19 protein-coding genes and 1 pseudogene are annotated in these 18,568 nt (G+C 73.2%); 15 read left to right on the plus strand and 5 right to left on the minus strand.

Translation table 11 applies throughout. The annotated features are described in order from the left end of the window. Positions 1-46 precede the first annotated feature (46 nt). Positions 47-1,216: a cysteine desulfurase family protein gene (locus AQJ66_RS22900; RefSeq protein WP_061925503.1), complete on the plus strand. Its 1,170-nt coding sequence runs from the start codon at positions 47-49 to the stop codon at positions 1,214-1,216. 27 nt (positions 1,217-1,243) lie between these two features. Here AQJ66_RS22900 and AQJ66_RS22905 read toward each other — a convergent pair whose 3' ends face one another. Further along, the gene (locus AQJ66_RS22905; protein ID WP_061925506.1) at positions 1,244-1,888 is read right to left on the minus strand and encodes an N-acetylmuramoyl-L-alanine amidase; all 645 of its coding nucleotides are present in this window, start codon (positions 1,886-1,888) and stop codon (positions 1,244-1,246) included. A 116-nt stretch (positions 1,889-2,004) separates the two neighbouring features. Here AQJ66_RS22905 and mnmA point away from each other — a divergent pair, with 116 nt between their 5' ends. Next, complete coding sequence (gene mnmA, locus AQJ66_RS22910) at positions 2,005-3,126, plus strand: tRNA 2-thiouridine(34) synthase MnmA (protein ID WP_061925508.1); 1,122 nt, start codon at positions 2,005-2,007, stop codon at positions 3,124-3,126. Between the two features lie 25 nt (positions 3,127-3,151). Here mnmA and AQJ66_RS22915 read toward each other — a convergent pair whose 3' ends face one another. Beyond that, the gene (locus AQJ66_RS22915) at positions 3,152-3,934 is read right to left on the minus strand and encodes an alpha/beta fold hydrolase (protein ID WP_061925511.1); all 783 of its coding nucleotides are present in this window, start codon (positions 3,932-3,934) and stop codon (positions 3,152-3,154) included. Between the two features lie 37 nt (positions 3,935-3,971). Continuing rightward, complete coding sequence (locus tag AQJ66_RS22920) at positions 3,972-4,295, minus strand: DUF427 domain-containing protein (RefSeq protein WP_061925952.1); 324 nt, start codon at positions 4,293-4,295, stop codon at positions 3,972-3,974. A gap of 52 nt (positions 4,296-4,347) precedes the next feature. Here AQJ66_RS22920 and AQJ66_RS22925 point away from each other — a divergent pair, with 52 nt between their 5' ends. From AQJ66_RS22925 to AQJ66_RS22950, 6 genes are all read left to right on the plus strand, one after another. Continuing rightward, positions 4,348-4,887 carry an LOG family protein gene (locus tag AQJ66_RS22925; RefSeq protein WP_061925514.1) on the plus strand — a complete coding sequence of 180 codons (540 nt, stop codon included), beginning with the start codon at positions 4,348-4,350 and terminating at the stop codon, positions 4,885-4,887. Positions 4,888-4,903: 16 nt separating this feature from the next. After that, positions 4,904-5,593, plus strand: a complete 690-nt coding sequence (locus tag AQJ66_RS22930) for an SDR family oxidoreductase (protein ID WP_061925956.1) — start codon at positions 4,904-4,906, stop codon at positions 5,591-5,593. Further along, complete coding sequence (locus tag AQJ66_RS22935; protein WP_061925516.1) at positions 5,590-5,979, plus strand: hypothetical protein; 390 nt, start codon at positions 5,590-5,592, stop codon at positions 5,977-5,979. The genes AQJ66_RS22930 and AQJ66_RS22935 overlap by 4 nt, the downstream gene beginning before the upstream one ends. Positions 5,980-6,010: 31 nt before the next feature. After that, positions 6,011-7,018, plus strand: a complete 1,008-nt coding sequence (locus AQJ66_RS22940; RefSeq protein ID WP_079060367.1) for a methionine synthase — start codon at positions 6,011-6,013, stop codon at positions 7,016-7,018. 13 nt (positions 7,019-7,031) lie between these two features. After that, on the plus strand, positions 7,032-9,227 hold the full coding sequence (gene ligA / locus AQJ66_RS22945) for an NAD-dependent DNA ligase LigA (RefSeq protein ID WP_061925519.1): 2,196 nt from the start codon (positions 7,032-7,034) through the stop codon (positions 9,225-9,227). 259 nt (positions 9,228-9,486) lie between these two features. Then, complete coding sequence (locus tag AQJ66_RS22950) at positions 9,487-11,730, plus strand: putative bifunctional diguanylate cyclase/phosphodiesterase (RefSeq protein WP_061925522.1); 2,244 nt, start codon at positions 9,487-9,489, stop codon at positions 11,728-11,730. A 37-nt stretch (positions 11,731-11,767) separates the two neighbouring features. Here the strand turns inward: AQJ66_RS22950 and AQJ66_RS22955 are convergent, their stop codons facing one another. After that, complete coding sequence (locus AQJ66_RS22955) at positions 11,768-12,346, minus strand: TetR/AcrR family transcriptional regulator (protein ID WP_061925525.1); 579 nt, start codon at positions 12,344-12,346, stop codon at positions 11,768-11,770. A gap of 85 nt (positions 12,347-12,431) precedes the next feature. On the opposite strand from AQJ66_RS22955, the gene AQJ66_RS22960 reads away from it, so the two are divergent. The 6 genes and pseudogenes from AQJ66_RS22960 (at position 12,432) to gatB (ending at position 17,032) form a co-directional block, all read left to right on the plus strand. Continuing rightward, the gene (locus tag AQJ66_RS22960) at positions 12,432-12,803 is read left to right on the plus strand and encodes a DUF4267 domain-containing protein (RefSeq protein ID WP_061925528.1); all 372 of its coding nucleotides are present in this window, start codon (positions 12,432-12,434) and stop codon (positions 12,801-12,803) included. 33 nt (positions 12,804-12,836) lie between these two features. Beyond that, positions 12,837-13,368: pseudogene (locus AQJ66_RS37495) on the plus strand (cupin domain-containing protein). Positions 13,369-13,460: 92 nt separating this feature from the next. After that, positions 13,461-13,757: an Asp-tRNA(Asn)/Glu-tRNA(Gln) amidotransferase subunit GatC gene (gene gatC / locus AQJ66_RS22965; protein WP_006130840.1), complete on the plus strand. Its 297-nt coding sequence runs from the start codon at positions 13,461-13,463 to the stop codon at positions 13,755-13,757. 5 nt (positions 13,758-13,762) lie between these two features. Continuing rightward, complete coding sequence (gene gatA / locus AQJ66_RS22970) at positions 13,763-15,265, plus strand: Asp-tRNA(Asn)/Glu-tRNA(Gln) amidotransferase subunit GatA (protein WP_061925530.1); 1,503 nt, start codon at positions 13,763-13,765, stop codon at positions 15,263-15,265. Further along, complete coding sequence (locus AQJ66_RS22975) at positions 15,262-15,501, plus strand: hypothetical protein (RefSeq protein WP_061925535.1); 240 nt, start codon at positions 15,262-15,264, stop codon at positions 15,499-15,501. The genes gatA and AQJ66_RS22975 overlap by 4 nt, the downstream gene beginning before the upstream one ends. A gap of 16 nt (positions 15,502-15,517) precedes the next feature. Continuing rightward, positions 15,518-17,032, plus strand: coding sequence for an Asp-tRNA(Asn)/Glu-tRNA(Gln) amidotransferase subunit GatB (gatB, locus tag AQJ66_RS22980; RefSeq protein WP_061925538.1), 1,515 nt, complete (start codon positions 15,518-15,520; stop codon positions 17,030-17,032). A 63-nt stretch (positions 17,033-17,095) separates the two neighbouring features. Here gatB and AQJ66_RS22985 read toward each other — a convergent pair whose 3' ends face one another. Further along, entirely contained in the window at positions 17,096-17,899 is an 804-nt protein-coding gene (locus tag AQJ66_RS22985) for an SAM-dependent methyltransferase (protein WP_061925541.1), read from the minus strand. A gap of 183 nt (positions 17,900-18,082) precedes the next feature. Between AQJ66_RS22985 and AQJ66_RS22990 the strand changes: the two genes are divergently transcribed. Further along, positions 18,083-18,427, plus strand: coding sequence for a hypothetical protein (locus tag AQJ66_RS22990; RefSeq protein WP_107119017.1), 345 nt, complete (start codon positions 18,083-18,085; stop codon positions 18,425-18,427). The last annotated feature ends 141 nt before the right edge of the window (positions 18,428-18,568 follow it).

Genomic DNA, 18,568 nt, shown 5'->3' on the forward strand with positions numbered 1-18,568 from the left:
CACGCGGCGAGGCCCGCGGAACGAGGCACCGTAGAATCGCCTCACCATGGCTTACCTCGACCACGCCGCGACCACCCCGATGCTCCCGGAGGCGGCAGAGGCGCTGACCGCCCGGCTGAGCATCACGGGCAACGCCTCCTCCCTCCACGCATCCGGCCGCCAGGCCCGCCGGACGGTCGAGGAGTCCCGCGAGACCCTCGCGGAAGCGCTCGGCGCCCGCCCCAGCGAGGTGGTCTTCACCTCGGGCGGCACCGAGGCCGACAACCTCGCGGTGAAGGGCCTGTACTGGTCCCGCCGCGACACCGACCCGGCCCGCACCCGGATCCTCGCCAGCCCCGTCGAGCACCACGCCGTCCTCGACGCCGTGCACTGGCTCGGCGAGCACGAGGGCGCCACCGTCGAGTACCTCCCCGTGGACGCCCACGGCCGCGTCCACCCCGAGGTGCTGCGCGAGGCCATCGCCCGCGACCCCGACGACGTCGCCCTGGCCACCGTGATGTGGGCCAACAACGAGATCGGCACCATCATGCCGGTCCGCGAACTCGCCGACGCCGCCGCCGAGTTCGGCATCCCCCTGCACGCCGACGCGGTCCAGGCCTTCGGCCAGGTCCCCGTCGACTTCGGCGCGTCCGGCCTCGCCGCGATGACCGTCTCCGGCCACAAGATCGGCGGCCCGTACGGCATCGGGGCCCTCCTCCTCGGCCGCGAGCACACGCCGGTCCCCGTGCTGCACGGCGGCGGCCAGGAACGGCACGTCCGCTCCGGCACCCTCGACGTCCCCGCCATCGCCTCCTTCGCCGTGGCCGGCCGCCTCGCCGCCGAGCGGCGCGCGCGGTTCGCCCGCGAGATCGGCGCCCTGCGCGACCGGCTGGTCGACGCCGTCCGCGACGCCGTCCCGGACGCGATCCTCGGCGGCGACCCGGCGCCCGAGGGCCGCCTCCCGGCCAACGCCCACTTCACGTTCCCCGGCTGCGAGGGCGACTCCCTGCTGCTCCTGCTGGACGCCCAGGGCATCGAGTGCTCCACCGGCTCCGCCTGCACCGCCGGCGTCGCCCAGCCCAGCCACGTCCTGCTCGCCACCGGCACCGATCCGGACCTGGCCCGCGGCACCCTGCGCTTCTCCCTGGGGCACACCTCCACGCAGGCGGACGTCGACGCCGTCGCCAAGGCGATCGGCCCGGCCGTGGAGCGGGCCCGCGCGGCGGGACTGACGTGACCGAGCGCCGCCGTCCGACCGGGCGGCTCAGGCCCGCGCCCGGCGGACCAGCCGGATGTACCGCTCCCAGTCCCAGTGCGGACCGGGGTCCGTGTGGTCGGTGCCCGGCACCTCGACGTGGCCGATGACATGCCGGCGGTCGACCGGTATGCCGTACCGCCCGCATATCGCCGCGGTCAGCCGCGCGGACGACGCGTACATGGCGTCCGTGAAGGAGGAGGCGTCCGTCACGAAGCCCTCGTGCTCGATGCCGACACTGCGCTCGTTGTACTCCCGGTTGCCCGCGTGGAAGGCCACGTCCAGCTCCCGTATCAGCTGGGTGATCCGGCCGTCCTCGCGCACGATGTAGTGCGCCGCCGCCCCGTGTGCGGGATCCCGGAACGCCCTGACCGCGCTCGCGTAGCCGCCCTGGGTGACATGGACGACCACCCGGTCCGCCGGATAGTCGGCCGGCCGGTCCGCCCGCCGGTAGTTCGCCGCCGACGCCGCCACCCAGCGCGCGCCCCGGAAGTCGACCGCACCCGCCACCCGGGCCTTCTCCACGTCCGGCAGCCGCCACCACAGCCGGGACAGCTCGTCCCGGGCCAGCACGGCCGTGCCCACCGCGGCCGCGGCCCCGCCCACGAGCAGGGCCCGCCGCCCCAGCCGCCGGTCCGCGTCCGCGCCGCTCATGCCACCCCCGCCCGTCCCGTTCCCGCCCTGCGTGATCGCCCTGCGTGACGCCCTCTGTGATCGTCAACGGATATCCGGCGGCCCCGGTTCCCGCGGCCCCGTACCCTGAATGGGTTATGACTGAGACTCCGCAGCGCCCCCTCCGCGTCCTCGCCGCCATGTCCGGCGGTGTCGACTCCGCCGTCGCCGCCGCGCGTGCCGCGGAAGCGGGCCACGACGTGACCGGTGTCCACCTCGCGCTCTCCGCGAACCCGCAGTCGTTCCGCACCGGAGCGCGGGGCTGCTGCACCATCGAGGACTCCCGCGACGCCCGCCGCGCCGCCGACGTCATCGGCATCCCGTTCTACGTCTGGGACCTCGCTGACCGCTTCCGCGAGGACGTCGTCGAGGACTTCGTCGCCGAGTACGAGGCCGGCCGCACCCCCAACCCGTGCCTGCGCTGCAACGAGAAGATCAAGTTCGCGGCGCTGCTGGACAAGGCGCTGGCCCTCGGCTTCGACGCGGTCTGCACCGGCCACTACGCCAAGGTGATCGTGCGCGAGGACGGCTCCCGCGAGCTGCACCGGGCCTCCGACATGGCCAAGGACCAGTCGTACGTGCTCGGCGTCCTGGACGACCGGCAGCTCGCCCACGCGATGTTCCCGCTCGGCGACACGGTCACCACCAAGGAGGAGATCCGCGCGGAGGCCGAGCGCCGGGGCCTGGCGGTCGCCAAGAAGCCCGACTCGCACGACATCTGCTTCATCGCCGACGGCGACACCCAGGGCTTCCTGGCCGCGCGGCTGGGCAGGGCCGAGGGCGACATCGTCGACGAGTCCGGGGCCAGGGTGGGCACCCACGAGGGCGCGTACGGCTTCACCATCGGCCAGCGCAAGGGCCTGCGGATCGGCACCCCCGCCCCCGACGGCAAGCCGCGCTACGTCCTCGACATCTCCCCGGTGACCAACACGGTCACCGTCGGCCCGGCCGCCTCCCTCGACGTCAGCGCCCTCACCGCGATCAGGCCCCGCTGGTGCGGCGCCGCCCCCACCGGCCCCGGCACCTACACCGCCCAGCTGCGCGCCCACGGCGGCGAGACCGAGGTGACCGCGGAGCCGGTCGACGGCGAACTGCGCGTGACGTTCCGCGAGCCGGTCCGCGGCGTCGCCCCCGGCCAGGCGATCGTCCTGTACGACGGCACGCGCGTGGTCGGCTCGGCGACGATCGCGACGACCACGCGCGCGACGGCGACGGTCTAGGCCGCGGGGACCGGCTTCCCGGCGGCTACCCGGCGAGGAACTCCGCCAGCACCGGCCCCAGCACGTCCGGCTCCACCATGTGGGTCTGGCCCTCCAGGACGCGGTGGGAGCCCTGCGGCACCGTCTCGGCGACCACCCGGGCCGCCTCGCGCATCCACTCCGGACTCGCCCCGCCCACGACGGACAGGACCGGCACGGGAATCGCGGCCAGCCGCTCCCGGGGCAGCAGGCCGTCGCCCATGACCGCGTCGTCGTACGCGAGACTCGGCGCGACGGACTCCATGCCGGCCCACATCGGGGACTGGCGCGCGCCCCGGATCATCTCCTCGCCCAGACCCGTCATCCGCAGGAACAGCTCCACGGCGTCCCCGCGCCGGCCGTCCGCGAGCGCCCGGTTCAGGTCCTCCTTGTAGGCGGCCTCCCGCTCGGCGCCGCCCTCCAGGAAGTCCGCGTACGGCACCTCGTACACGGCCGCCCGGCGGACCGGCAGCCCGCTCGCGGCCGCCCTGAGGACCAGCGCGCCGCCCGAGGACACGCCGAACAGAGCCGCCTCGCCGCCCACCGCGTCGATCAGCGCCGCCAGGTCCTCGACCTCGCGGTCCACCGCGTACGGGGCCGTGTCACCGCTCTCGCCGCGGCCCCGGCGGTCGTACACCACGGCTGTCGAGCCGTCCGAGATCCGCTGCGCCAGGGGCCGCACCGTGCCGCCGGTGGACATCGCGCCACTCACCAGGATCACCACGGGTCCCCGCCCGGTCACCTCGTACGCGAGCGAGGTGCCGTCTCGGGAAGTCGTCTTCTTGTCCATGTCCGTGCAGACTGCCGCACCGCACGGTTGTCATCGGTCAGGACACGTCGGTGTCGTAGAAGCAGTAGTGGTCCTTGATCCGCGCCACGTCGGGCTTCGGGTCGGGATACGCCCACACCAGGTCGGGCGCGTCCGGCAGCGACCAGTAGGAGGCGGTGCCCTTGAAGGGGCAGACGGTGTGCGTCGACGAGGGCGTGAGCAGGTCGAGGCGGACGTCCTCGGCGGGGATGTAGTACCGCTCCGGGCAGCCGGTCTCGCGCAGGAGGAGGGGGCGATCGCTCTCGGCGAGCACTTGGTCGCCGTGCACCACGCGCACGTGCCGGGCGACCTGTTCGACGGTGATCGTGTGTCCTTGGGCCATACCGGGGTAAGCGCCGGCGGCCCCGCGCTTCTTCCCGCGTACGGTGGAGAGCGTGAACATCTGCGTCTTCCTCTCCGCCGCCGACCTCGACGAGCGCTACACGCGCCCCGCGCGCGAGTTCGCGGAACTGCTCGGCAAGGGCGGGCACACCCTGGTCTGGGGCGGCTCCAACGTCGGTCTGATGAAGGTCGTCGCCGACGGCGTGCACGAGGCGGGCGGCCGGCTGCTCGGCGTCTCGGTCGAGTTCCTGTCGGCGAAGGCGCGGCCCGGCGCCGACGAGATGGTGATCGCCGCCGACCTCGCCCAGCGCAAGAAGCTGCTGCTGGAGAAGGCCGACGCCGTGGTGATCATGGTCGGCGGCACCGGGACGCTGGACGAGGCCACCGAGATCCTGGAGCTGAAGAAGCACGGCCGCACCGAGAAGCCGGTCGTCCTGCTGAACACGGCCGGCTTCTACGACGGCCTCCAGGAGCAGTTCCGCCGCATGGACGACGAGGGCTTCCTGCCGCGCCCGCTGTCCGAGCTGATGTACTTCACCGAGGAGCCGGCCGGGGCACTGGCCTACCTGGAGGAGTCACTCGGCCTGCGCTGATGCGAGCATGGCGGGCATGGCTACTCATGTGATCACCGGGGCCGGTTCCGGCATCGGCGCGGCCGTCGCCCGCCGTCTGCACGCGCGCGGCGACGAAGTCGTCCTCCACGCGCGCGACGCGGGCCGCGCGAAGGAACTGGCCGCCGAGTTCCCCGGGGCGAGCACCCTGGTCGGCGACCTCGCCGACCCCGACAAGCTGTCCTGGGCGTTCTCCCACCAGACGCTCCCGGACCGCGTCGACTCGCTCCTGCACATCGCCGGGGTCGTGGACCTCGGCCAGGTCGGGGACCTCACCCCGAAGTCCTGGCGCCACCAGCTCAACGTCAACCTGATCGCCCCCGCCGAGCTGACCCGGCACTTCCTGCCCCAGCTCCGCGCCGCCCGCGGCCACGTCGTCTTCGTCAACTCCGGCGCCGGTCTCAGCGCGCACGGCGGCTGGTCCGCGTACGCCGCCTCCAAGCACGGCCTCAAGGCCCTCGCCGACGCCCTGCGCCAGGAGGAGCACGGCAACGGCGTCCGGGTCACCTCCGTCTACCCCGGCCGCACGGCCAGCCCCATGCAGGCCAAGGTCCACCAGCAGGAGGGCAAGGAGTACGAGGCCGCGAAGTGGATCGACCCGGAGTCGGTGGCGACGACGATCCTGATGTCCCTGGACCTGCCGAGGGACGCGGAGGTCAACGACCTGACGGTGCGGCCGGGCCGGTGACCCGCGAGGCGGCGGACGGCGCCGCGGTCCGGGCCCGGCTCGCGCAGGCCCGGTCCCGGACCGCGGCCGCGCTCGTCCTGGGCGGCCCGGACCTGGGCACCCCGCCCGCCGAACGACCCGCCGTGGGCGAGGTCTTCGACCCGGACGGCCCGGCGGAACTGCGGGCTCTCACCAGCACGGGCACGTTCACCGGCGGCCTCCGCCGCTGCCCCGGCAGCCCCACGGTGGCGCTGCTCGACGCCGACGGCGCGTTCGTCGCCTCGGGCAGTCCGCACGGAGGCCGGGACATCTCCTGGGAGCGCGGACGCTTCCGGAACAACCTCACCGTGGCCGACCCCGGCGGCCCGCTCGCCCTGCTGGACCGGTACCCGGGACAGCGGCGCTGAACGGCCCGGCCGCGTTACGTACCCTGCGGGGGTGAGTGAAAACAGCGTGATCGGCTTCCCCGCGGCCACCGGCGTCGGCTCCATGCCCGGCGGTGACGCCCGGGAGGCCGCCAAGACCGTCACCGGCAGCCTGGAGGACTTCCCGTTCCTGCCCGAACTGCCCGCGCGCGGACCCGGCGCCGACATGATCGGCCGCACCGCCGGCCTGCTGGTCGAGCTCTACGCGCGCGTGGAGCCCAGTGGCTGGCGGATCGGGGACCGGCCGGGCCGGGACACGAAGCGGGCCCGGTCCTGGCTGGGGGAGGACCTCGACGCGCTGGAGGAGTTCACCCAGGGGTACGAGGGCGACCTGAAGGTGCAGGCGGTCGGGCCGTGGACCCTGGCCGCCGCCCTGGAGCTGCGGAACGGCGAGGCCGCGCTGTCGGACCCGGGCGCCTGCCGCGACCTCGCCGCCTCGCTGGCCGAGGGCCTGCGCCTCCACCTCGACGAGGTCCGGCGCCGCGTCCCGGGCGCCCGGCTCGTGCTGCAACTCGACGAGCCCTCCCTCACCGCCGTACTGCGCGGCCAGGTCAAGAGCGCGAGCGGCTACCGCACCCACCGGGCCGTGGACCGCCAGGTCGTCGAGGCCACCCTCCGGGACCTGATCGGGGTGCACGCCGGCGGGCCCGTCGTGGTCCACTCCTGCGCCCCCGACGTCCCCTTCACCCTGCTGCGCCGGGCCGGTGCGGCCGCCGTCTCCTTCGACGCCGCACTGCTCACCGAGCGTGACGACGAGGCGATCGGTGAGGCCGTGGAGGGCGGGACCCGGCTGTTCGCCGGTGTCGTCCCGGGCACGGACGGCCCATTGTCGGACCCTGCCGGTAGCGTCATGGGTGTCAGGACGCTGTGGCGCAGGCTGGGGCTGCGTCCCGGGCTGCTCGCCGAAGCGGTCACGGTCACTCCGGCGTGCGGTCTCGCGGGCGCTTCCCCCGCCTACGCGCGCCAGGTGCTCGCCCACTGCGTCCGGGCGGCGAGGTCCCTCGCGGACAACCCAGAGTAACGGGAGGAACACGGTGGCCGGCGACAAGCAGCAGGCTCAGACGGCAGTGCCCGCCGAGGCACGGGACAGGCACGCGCAGCTCGCTGAGCAGATCGAGGAGCACCGCTTCCGGTACTACGTGAAGGACGCCCCGGTCATCAGCGACGCGGAGTTCGACCAGCTCCTGAAGACGCTGGAGGCGCTGGAGGACCAGTACCCGGAGCTGCGCACCCCGGACTCGCCCACCCAGAAGGTGTCGGGGTCGTACGCGACGGAGTTCACCGCCGTCGAGCACAGGCAGCGCATGCTGTCGCTCGACAACACCTTCAACGACGACGACCTCGCCGCCTGGGCCGACCGCATCGCCAGGGAACTGGGCGACCAGGCGTACCACTTCCTGTGCGAGCTGAAGGTGGACGGCCTGGCGGTCAACCTCACGTACGAGCACGGCCGCCTCACCCGCGCGGCCACGCGGGGCGACGGCCGCACCGGCGAGGACATCACCCCCAACGTCCGGACGATCGCCGAGATCCCTGACCGCCTCGCCGCCGACGAGGTGCCCGACCTCGTGGAGATCCGCGGCGAGGTCTACTTCCCGATGGAGAAGTTCGAGGAGCTCAACGCCCGCCTGGTCGCGGCCGGCGACAAGCCCTTCGCCAACCCCCGCAACGCCGCCGCGGGTTCGCTGCGCCAGAAGGACCCGCGCGTCACCGCCACGCGCCCGCTGCACATGGTGGTCCACGGCATCGGCGCCCTGGAGGGCTTCTCGGGCATGACCCGGCTCTCGGAGGCCTACGACCTGCTGAAGACCTGGGGCCTGCCCACCTCCCCGCACAACCGGGTGGTCGACGGCCTCGACGGCGTACGGGAGTTCATCGCCCACTACGGCGAGCACCGCCACTCCGTGGAGCACGAGATCGACGGCGTCGTCGTCAAGCTGGACGAGATCCGCCTGCAGGGCCGGCTCGGCTCCACCGCGCGGGCGCCGCGCTGGGCGATCGCGTACAAGTACGCGCCGGAGGAGGTCAACACCAAGCTCCTCGACATCAAGGTGGGCGTCGGCCGCACCGGCCGGGTGACGCCGTACGCGCAGGTCGAGCCGGTCACCGTGGCGGGCAGCGAGGTCGAGTTCGCCACCCTGCACAACCAGGAGGTCGTCAAGGCCAAGGGCGTGCTCATCGGCGACACCGTGGTGATCCGCAAGGCGGGTGACGTCATCCCGGAGATCCTCGGCGCGGTCGTCGACCTGCGGGACGGCAGCGAGCGGGAGTTCGTGATGCCGGCCGAGTGCCCCGAGTGCGGCACGCCGCTGCGGCCCATGAAGGAGGGCGACATCGACCTGCGCTGCCCCAACGCCCGCACCTGCCCGGCCCAGTTGCGCGAGCGCGTCACCTACCTCGCGGGCCGCGACTGCCTGGACATCGAGCACTTCGGCCAGGTGGCCGCCGCCGCCCTCACCCGCCCGCTGGAGCCGGCCGACCCGCCGCTGGTGGACGAGGGCGACCTGTTCGACCTGACGGTGGAGAAGCTGCTGCCCATCAAGGCCTACGTCCTGGACCCGGACAGCGGCCTGCCCAAGCGGGACCCGAAGACGGGCGAGGAGAAGGTCGCCACGGTCTTCGCCAACCAGAAGGGCGAGCCGAAGAAGAACACCCTGGCGCTGCTGGAGAACATCGAGGCGGCCAAGCAGCGGCCCCTCGCCCGGTTCCTCAACGGCCTGTCCATCCGGCACGTCGGGCCGGTGGCCGCGCAGGCCCTCGCCCGCGAGTTCCGCTCCCTCGACCGCATCGAACAGGCCACGGAACAGGAACTGGCGGGCACGGACGGCGTCGGCCCGATCATCGCCGCGGCGCTCAAGGAGTGGTTCGCCGAGGACTGGCACCGCGAGATCGTCCGCAAGTGGAAGGCGGCCGGAGTGCCGCTGGAGGACCAGTCGTCCGGCGAGGACGAGGGACCCCGCCCGCTCGAGGGGCTCACCGTCGTCGTCACCGGCACCCTGGAGAACTTCACCCGGGACGGCGCCAAGGAGGCGCTGCAGAGCCGCGGCGCGAAGGTGACCGGTTCGGTGTCGAAGAAGACCTCCTTCGTCGTCGTCGGTGACAACCCCGGTTCCAAATACGACAAGGCCATGCAGCTGAAGGTGCCGGTCCTGGACGAGGACGGGTTCGGGGTCCTGCTGGAGCAGGGACCCGGGGCCGCGGCCGAAGTCGCGCTTCCGACCGGGGAGTAGCGGTTGAAGGCCACCCGATCGGCGCATACCAGTTGCATACGGGTGGCCCGGGCGCATTCGGGCAACCGTCGACGACCGCTGCCCCAGGAAGCCTTCCGCGGCCTACTGTTGGGATGTGCACCTGCCGTGCCCGGCTGCGGTTGGGGCATCCTCCTGCCCACCGGGGGCACGGGGGAGGGTTCTTCGACGCGGAGTCGCTGATGGTTGTCGGGCGTCGGGCCGCGTGGCGTGGGCACCGCCGGCTGTGAGAGGGACGGGAATGGAACCGACCGAGAGCGCCGCCCCGGACTCGCGGCTGCGCCTGCGCCGCCGGGCCGGCGCGTGGCGGGGGAGCCGGTGGGCGGCGTGGAGCGGCGAGCGCCCGGGGGTCCGGGCGCCGCGCCCGGCCGGACCGGGCACCGTCCCCGAGGCACCCGCCACCGTCCCGCCGGCCGTCGAGCCCGCCCCCGCGCTGCCCGGCGGCGTCGCCGAACGGCACCTGTCCTGGCCCTCGCGGCCCGTGGCCGTCACGGCCGCCGCCGCACTCGCCCTGGGCGCGGGCCTCCTCCGCGCCTTCACGGGCAACCACGCCCTCTTCCCGTGCGGCACGCTCGGCTGGTCGCTCGCTCTGCTCACCGGCGTCATCGTCGGCCACCTCGTGATGCTCGGCCGGGCCCGCTGGTGGGGCGGCACCGGCTCCGGCGCGGCCCTCACGCTCGCCGTCCTGCTGCTCTACGGCTGGGTGGCCGCCGGGATGGTCAGCCTCACCGTCGTCGTCCTGGTCGGCACAGCCCGCCGGCACCGCTGGCGGCAGGGCCTGCTGCAGGGCGCGGTCGACATCCTCGGGATCGGCGCCGGCGGCCTGGTGCTCGGCTCCTTCGGGCGCGTACCCACCGTCGAGGAGCCCTGGCGGCCCGACAGCTGGAGCGTCGGCACCGTGCCCGAGGTGGTGCTGGTGGCCGCCGCCTACCTCGCGGTCAGCCGCGGCCTGCTGTGGTACCTGCACGCCCCGCGCGGCTCCGGGCTGTCCGCCATCAGCCGCACCACGGTGATCCGGCAGGGCCTGGTCGCCGTGGCCCTGCTCGGCATCGCGCCGCTGGTGTGCGTCGTCGCCGACGCCCAGCCGATCCTGCTCCCACTGTTCGCGATCCCGCTGATCGCCCTCGACTCCACCCTGTGGATGGCGCGCGCCCGCGCAGAGGAGCAACTGCGCGACCCGCTGACCGGCCTGCCCAACCGGCAGTGGCTGCTGGAGCGGATCTGGACGGCCCTCGACGACGCCGAGCGCATCGGCGCCCGCGCCGCCCTCATGCTGATCGACCTCGACCGGTTCCGGTCGGTGAACGACACCCTCGGTCACCTCGCCGGTGACCGGCTGCTGCTCCAGATCGCCGAGCGGCTCCGGCTCGCCCTGCCGCGCGGCGCGGAGGCCGCCCGGCTCGGCGGTGACGAGTTCGCCGTGTTACTGCCCGTCGCCGACTCCACCACCTCGGCCACCCGCGTCGCCCGCGGCCTCGTCACGGCCCTCAGCTCCCCGCTCGACCTCGACGGACTCACCCTCGTCCTGGAGGCCAGCGCGGGCGTCGCCGTCTTCCCCGACCACGCCCTGGACGCCGAGGGCCTGCTGCGCCGGGCGGACGTGGCGATGTACCAGGCGAAGCGCGACCGCACGGGCGTGGAGGTCTACGAGTCCAAGCGGGACTCCAACACCCCGGACCGGCTCGGCCTGCTGGGCGATCTGCGCCGGGCGCTGGACGCGCAGGAGGTGGAGCTGCACTACCAGCCGAAGGTCCGCTTCGACGGCCAGGTCGCCGGGCTGGAGGCACTGGTCCGCTGGGTGCATCCCGAGCGCGGGAGGGTGCCGCCGGACGAGTTCATCGCGATCGCCGAGTCCTCGGGGCTGATGCCCCATCTGACGGAGTACGTGCTGGAGACCGCGCTCGCCCAGGTCGCCCGGTGGCGGGCGCAGGGACTGCGGGTGCCGGTGGCGGTGAACGTCTCCCCGCGCGACGTCCACAGCCCCGGTTTCGCGGGGTCGGTCGCGGCCCGGCTGGCCCGGCACGGGGTCCCCGCCGGGGCGCTGCAGCTGGAGATCACCGAGCACGTCCTCCTGGAGGACCCCCAGCGGGCCGCGGACACCCTCGCGGGCCTGACCGCGCACGGCGTGAAGATGTCCCTGGACGACTTCGGCACCGGGTACTCGTCGCTGGTGCACCTGCGGCGGCTGCCCGTCAGCGAGCTGAAGATCGACCGGTCCTTCGTGGCCCGGCTGGCCGTGGACACCGAGGACGCGGAGATCGTGCGCTGCACCGTCGACCTGGCCCATTCGCTGGGCCTGCTCGTCGTCGCCGAGGGCGTGGAGGACGACGAGACCTGGGAGCGGCTGCGGGACCTCGGCTGCGACGCGGTGCAGGGGTGGCTGGTCGCCGCCGCGATGCCGCCGGAGGAGACGACGGCGTGGCTGCGGGCCCGGGGTTCCCGGGGCTGGCAGCGGCCCCGGGCGGCGCTGCCGGCCGCCGAGTAGTCCGCGGCCGCGGAGCGGTCGTCTCACTCTCCCGCGATCACTCTCCCGTGAAGTGCCGGACCAGTAGGTCCAGCCGCCGTTCGTGCCCGTCCTCCGGCAGCCGGCCGCTGCGCGTCAGCGTCGCCAGGCCGTGCAGGGCCGCCCAGAACGTCTCCGTCAGCAGGCCGGTGTCGTCGCCCTCGGCCGCGATCGGCTCCACCACCAGCCGCAGCTGGTCGAAGGCGTCCCACAGGGCCGGCGGAGCCTCCGGCGTGGCGAACGGCAGGTCCACCAGGTGGGTGAACATGGCGTCGTAGAGCGCCGGGCGGCGCCGCGCGAAGGACGTGTACGTCCGCGCGACCGCCGCCAGTGACTCCCGGGTGCCCCGCGCCGCCGTACGGGCCGCCCGCAGCTCCGCCGCCAGGTCCGCGCAGCCCTGCACCGCGACCGCCGCCATGATCGCGCCCTTGCCCTTGAAGTGGCTGTACAGGACCGGCTGGCTGTACTCGATCTCGGCGGCCAGCCGGCGCGTGGTGACCGCGTCCCAGCCCTCCGCCTCCGCGAGTTCCCGGGCGGCGTTGACGATCAGCCGCTCCCGCTCCGCTCGTTCGCGCTCCCGGCGCGTCTGGATGGTCATACGCCGGATTCTAGCAGTGCTAGTCATTCTGTCGCAGCTCTGCTAGCTTCACTCTCGTATCTAGCGCTGCTAGCGAGGAGAAGACATGACCGTCACCGCGTACTGCCTGGCCGTCCTGCTCGACCTGTTCTGCGTGTTCCTCGGCTACCGGTTCCTGTTCCGGCCCGGACCCGCCGCCGCCGGCTACGGCGTCCCGGCCGACCCGCGCGGCGACGCCGGCGCCTATCTGTCGGTCAAGGGACTCAGGGACGGCACGTTCGGCCTGGTGGGGCTGGCGCTGCTCGCCTTCGCCGGCGCGCGTGCCGAGGCCTGGTTCATGGTGTGCGTGGCACTCGTGCCGCTCGCCGACACGCTGATAGTCCTCCGGCACGGCGGCGCGAAGGCCGTCGCCTTCGGGATCCACTTCGCCACCGCGATCGTTGTACTGATCAGCGCCGGACTGCTCTTCGCGGTCTGACGCCACGTCCGAGGGGGAACCGAGGGGGAGACGATGTCGCTGTTCGTACCGAAGTTCGACGAGACCGTACTGGTCCGTGACGCCGAGGCCGAGGTGGTCGGCGGCGACCCGGTCGCCGTCCGGCTGCTGGCCGACGGCGGCGCCACCGGCGGCGCGCTGTCCACCGTGCGGATCACCCTCGCCGAGGGCGCCGCCGGAGCCCGCCCGCACGTGCACCACCACTCCGCCGAGATGTTCCACCTGCTCGACGGCGCCGCCGAGGTCCTGTCCGGTGACGACGTCGTCACCACCGAACGCGGCGACCTGATCGTCGTCCCGCCGGACCGCCCGCACTCCCCCAACTCTCGGCTTCGCTCGAGCCGGGGGGACCCCCACCGCCGCCGTCCCCGGCGCCACCGCCGACCTCCTGGTCGTCATCGCCCCGGGCGTCGAGCGCTTCGAGTACTTCCGCCACCTCCAGCGCATCCGCCTCGGCGAGCTCACCCCCGAGAGCCTGCTGGAGGTGCAGGAGCGGTACGACAACCACTTCCTGGAGAGTGCCGCCCGGGACGCCCGGCACCGCTGAGCGCGCCCCGGGGGAAACCGTTTAACGGCCACCCCGCCCCGACCCATAGGATTGGCCCCAAACCACACACACTCACCCCAGAGGATCGCTGCATGCCTGGCATCACGCGCGAGGAGGTCGCCCACCTCGCCCGGCTGGCGCGTCTGGAGCTGAAGCCCGAAGAACTCGACCACTTCGCGGGACAGCTCGACGACATCATCGGCGCGGTCGCCCGCGTCAGCGAGGTCGCCGACCAAGACGTACCGCCGACCTCGCACCCGCTCCCGCTGACGAACGTCATGCGGGCGGACGAGGTCCGTCCCTCGCTCACCCCCGAGCAGGCGCTCTCCGGCGCCCCCGCCCAGGAGCAGCAGCGTTTCAAGGTGCCGCAGATCCTGGGGGAGGAGTGACCGCCATGACGGACAAGAACAGCATCATCCGGCTCACCGCCGCCGAGACCGCCGCGAAGATCGCCGCCGGCGAGCTCACGGCCGTCGAGGTGACCGAGGCCCACCTGGCCCGCATCGAGGCCGTCGACGAGAAGGTGCACGCCTTCCTCCACGTCGACCGGGACGGAGCCCTCGCCCAGGCCCGCGCCGTGGACGAGAAGCGGGCCCGCGGCGAGAAGCTCGGCCCGCTGGCCGGGGTCCCGCTCGCGCTCAAGGACATCTTCACCACCGAGGGCGTGCCCACGACCGTCGGCTCGAAGATCCTCGAGGGCTGGATCCCGCCGTACGACGCGACGCTCACCAAGCGGCTCAAGGCCGCCGACGTCGTCATCCTCGGCAAGACCAACATGGACGAGTTCGCCATGGGGTCCTCCACCGAGAACAGCGCCTACGGCCCGACCGGCAACCCCTGGGACCTCACCAGGATCCCCGGCGGCTCCGGCGGCGGCTCCTCCGCGGCGCTCGCCTCCTACCAGGCGCCGCTCGCCATCGGCACCGACACCGGCGGCTCGATCCGCCAGCCGGCCGCCGTCACCGGCACGGTCGGCGTGAAGCCGACCTACGGCGCGGTGTCCCGCTACGGCATGGTGGCGTTCTCCTCGTCCCTCGACCAGGGCGGCCCCTGCGCCCGCACGGTCCTGGACGCGGCGCTCCTGCACGAGGTCATCGCCGGGCACGACCCGCTGGACTCCACCTCCATCGACGCCCCGGTCCCGCCGGTGGTCGAAGCCGCGCGCAACGGCAGCGTCGAGGGCATGCGCGTCGGTGTGGTCAAGCAGTTCCGCGGCGAGGGCTACCAGGCCGGCGTCATCCAGCGCTTCGACGAGTCCGTCGAACTGCTCAAGGAGCTGGGCGCAGAGATCGTCGAGCTGGACTGCCCGTCCTTCGACCTGGCGCTGTCGGCGTACTACCTGATCGCCCCGTCCGAGTGCTCCTCCAACCTCGCCCGGTTCGACGGCCTGCGCTACGGCCTGCGCACCGGCGACGACGGCAGCCACTCGGCCGAGGAGGTCACCTCCCTCACCCGTGAGGCGGGCTTCGGCGCCGAGGTCAAGCGCCGGATCATGCTCGGCACGTACGCGCTGAGCTCCGGCTACTACGACGCCTACTACGGCTCCGCGCAGAAGGTCCGCACGCTCATCACGCGCGACTTCGAGAAGGCCTTCGAGCAGGTCGACGTCATCGTGTCCCCGACGACGCCCACCACCGCCTTCCCGATCGGCGAGCGCGCCGACGACCCGATGGCGATGTACCTCGCCGACCTGTGCACCATCCCGACCAACCTGGCGGGCAACGCGGCCATGTCCCTGCCCTGCGGTCTCGCCCCGGAGGACAACCTCCCGGTGGGCCTGCAGATCATCGCCCCGGCACTGAAGGACGACCGGCTCTACAAGGTCGGCGCCGCCGTGGAGGCCGCCTTCGTGGAAAAGTGGGGACACCCGCTGCTCGAGGAGGCTCCGTCACTGTGAGTGCACTGAACAAGGCCAAGGGCTTCAGGAAGTCGAAGTCCGGCACGTACCTGTCGATGGCCGGGACCGCGTTCAGCGCGATCGGTGTCGCCAAGCAGATCAAGAAGGCGCGCGCCGAGCAGGACACGCTGCGGCTGATCGACGCCACCGTGTCCGCCGTCGCGATCGTCACCGGCCTCGCCATCCTCTACCGCGAGCTGAAGCGGCTGGGCGACGACGACGTCCTGCTGGGCTGAGAGGGAAGTTTTCACCGTGACCACCACGACCGACCTGGTGTCGTACGAGGACGCGCTGGCGTCGTACGACCCCGTCATGGGCCTTGAGGTCCATGTCGAACTCGGCACCAAGACCAAGATGTTCTGCGGCTGTTCGACCTCGCTCGGCGCCGACCCGAACACCCAGACCTGCCCGGTCTGCCTCGGCCTGCCCGGCGCGCTCCCGGTCGTCAACGCGACCGGCGTCGAGTCCGCCGTCAAGATCGGTCTCGCGCTGAACTGCGAGATCGCCGAGTGGTGCCGCTTCGCCCGGAAGAACTACTTCTATCCGGACATGCCGAAGAACTTCCAGACCTCCCAGTACGACGAGCCGATCGCCTTCAACGGCTACCTCGACGTGCAGCTGGAGGACGGCGAGGTCTTCCGCGTGGAGATCGAGCGCGCCCACATGGAGGAGGACACCGGCAAGTCGACGCACGTCGGCGGCGCCACGGGCCGTATCCACGGAGCCGTGCACTCCCTCCTCGACTACAACCGCGCGGGCATCCCGCTCATCGAGATCGTCACCAAGCCGATCGTCGGCGCCGGCGAGCGCGCCCCCGAGGTGGCGAAGGCGTACGTCCGCGAGCTGCGCGAGGTCATCCGGGCCCTCGGCGTGTCCGAGGCCCGCATGGAGATGGGCCAGATGCGCTGCGACGTGAACCTCTCGCTGATGCCCAAGGGCAGCGAGAAGTTCGGCACGCGGAGCGAGACCAAGAACGTCAACTCGCTGCGCTCGGTGGAGCGCGCGGCCCGCTTCGAGATCCAGCGGCACGCGGCCGTGCTGTCCTCGGGCGGCTCGATCGTCCAGGAGACCCGCCACTTCCACGAGGACACCGGGTCCACGACCTCGGGCCGCGTGAAGGAGGAGGCCGAGGACTACCGGTACTTCCCGGAGCCCGACCTGGTGCCGGTCGCGCCCTCGCGCGCGTGGGTCGAGGAGATCCGCGCCGGGCTGCCCGAGCTGCCGCTGGCCCGCCGCACCCGGCTGCTCGCCGAGTGGGGCATCTCCGGCACCGACATGCAGGCGATCCTCAACGCCGGCGCGCTGGACCCGATCGTCGCCACGATCGACGCCGGCGCCGACGCCGCGTCCGCCCGCAAGTGGTGGATGGGTGAACTGGCGCGCAGCGCCAACGAGTCCGGCAAGGCGCTGGACGAGCTGGCCATCACGCCGCAGCAGGTGGCCCGGGTCACCGAGCTGGTGACGAAGGGCGACCTGAACGACAAGCTCGCCCGCCAGGTCATCGAGGGCGTCCTCGCGGGGGAGGGCACCCCGGACGAGGTCGTCGACAAGCGCGGCCTGAAGGTCGTCTCCGACGAGGGCGCGCTGACCGCCGCCGTCGACGAGGCCATCGCCGGCAACCCGGGCGTCGCGGACAAGATCCGCGGCGGCAAGGTGGCCGCGGCCGGCGCCCTGGTCGGCGCGGTCATGAAGGCCACGCGCGGCCAGGCCGACGCGGCCCGCGTCAAGGAGCTGATCCTGGAGAAGCTCGGCGTCACCGAGGGCTGAACCGAGGGCTGAGCAGGCTCTGCCGCCACGGCCCCGGAGGGGACACCCTCCGGGGCCGTGGCGCTATCCGCGGCGGCCCACGACCCGGGCGAATCCGAGTGCGCGCCCCTCGTCCACGCGGAGCATCTCCGCGCACCGGCCCGCCATCCGGACGTGGAACTCCGCCGTGCTCTCCTCGGCGACCACTTCGGACCACAGCAGCCAGTCCCGCCAGCCGTCCGGCTGCCAGTCGGCCGCCTCGACCTCGACGGCCCCGCCGCGCGTCCAGTGGCGCCGCCACCAGCCGGGGGAGTGGAAGCACCAGAAGTCCGGCTCCCACCACGGCGCGAGATGCTCCGGCGGCTCCGTGCCCGCCGGCTCCTCGCGCAGCGACGGCACGACGACCCCGATCCGCCCGCCCGGCTTCAGCAGCCGGGCCAGGACCGGCAGGTACAGGTCGTCCGTGCCGAAGTACTGGTAGGCGTCGACGGAGACGATCGCGTCGAAGGTGTTCTCGGCGAAGGGCAGGTCGTGCGCCTCGGCGCGCACGGGCAGCACGCGGTCGGCGACGCCCGCCTCCGCGATGCGTACGGCGTTCTCGCCGGGCTCGATCCACAGGTCGGCGGCGACCACCTGGACGCCGTACTCCCGGGCCAGGAAGACGGACGTCATCGCGCGCCCGCAGCCGAGGTCGAGCACCCGCGCGCCGGGCGGCAGCCGGTCCAGGCCGAGGGCCGGGGCCAGCCATTCCAGCAGCCACAGCGCGTGCGGGCCCATCTGGTTCTCGATGGTCCAGCGGACGTCGTAACGGCTGCTGCGGGGGTAGCGGGCGAGGGTGAGGCGGTCAGTCCGGGAGAGGCCGGGCGTGTTCGGGTCGCTGTCGGGCATCGGTGAACGGGCTCCTTGGGTCCTTCGCAGGGAAGAGGGATGCGGGGGAGCTCGGTCGGACCGTCAAACAACGCACCTGCTTCGGTCGGCGGCGATGTGCCGGGGACGGACGCCGGGACGCTAGCAGCCGCCGGCGCACACCGCATCCGGATTGCCGGGGCGCGGGTACTACGCTCACCCGCCATGAGTGGACGCACCGATTCCGGCCCCGGAGCCGCCGTGGCCGACGACGCCGTGGCCGAAACCGTCGCGACCGGGGCGGACGGCCCGGCGGACGGCGTCACCGAGGCCCGGCGGGCCCGCTGGACGGCCGCCGGCACCGGGGGCCTGCTCTGCCTCGCGGGGCTCGCCGCCGCGCTGCTCCGGCTCACCGGCACGGCGCCGCTCCTCGTGCCCGTCGCCTACGCCGCCGGTGCCGCCCTGTGCGCGCTCGCCGCCGTCCTCGGCCACCGGGGCCGCACCCGCCGCGCACTGTGGCTGCTGGTCGCGGGGGCCATGGTGATGGCGCTCGGAGACCAGTTCGACTGACGCGCCGGATGCGCCCGGAACCGTGTGACGTCCCTCCCACTCTCACCGGGAGACCCCCCAACACCACAAACGATCACTTTCACCTGCAAGAGTGTCGTTCGCATAGTCATGTGTTCTTTGCGGGCTGTTCCGTTCATGGAC

Origin of the sequence: Streptomyces bungoensis, assembly GCF_001514215.1 — a bacterium.
GTDB lineage: Bacteria > Actinomycetota > Actinomycetes > Streptomycetales > Streptomycetaceae > Streptomyces > Streptomyces bungoensis.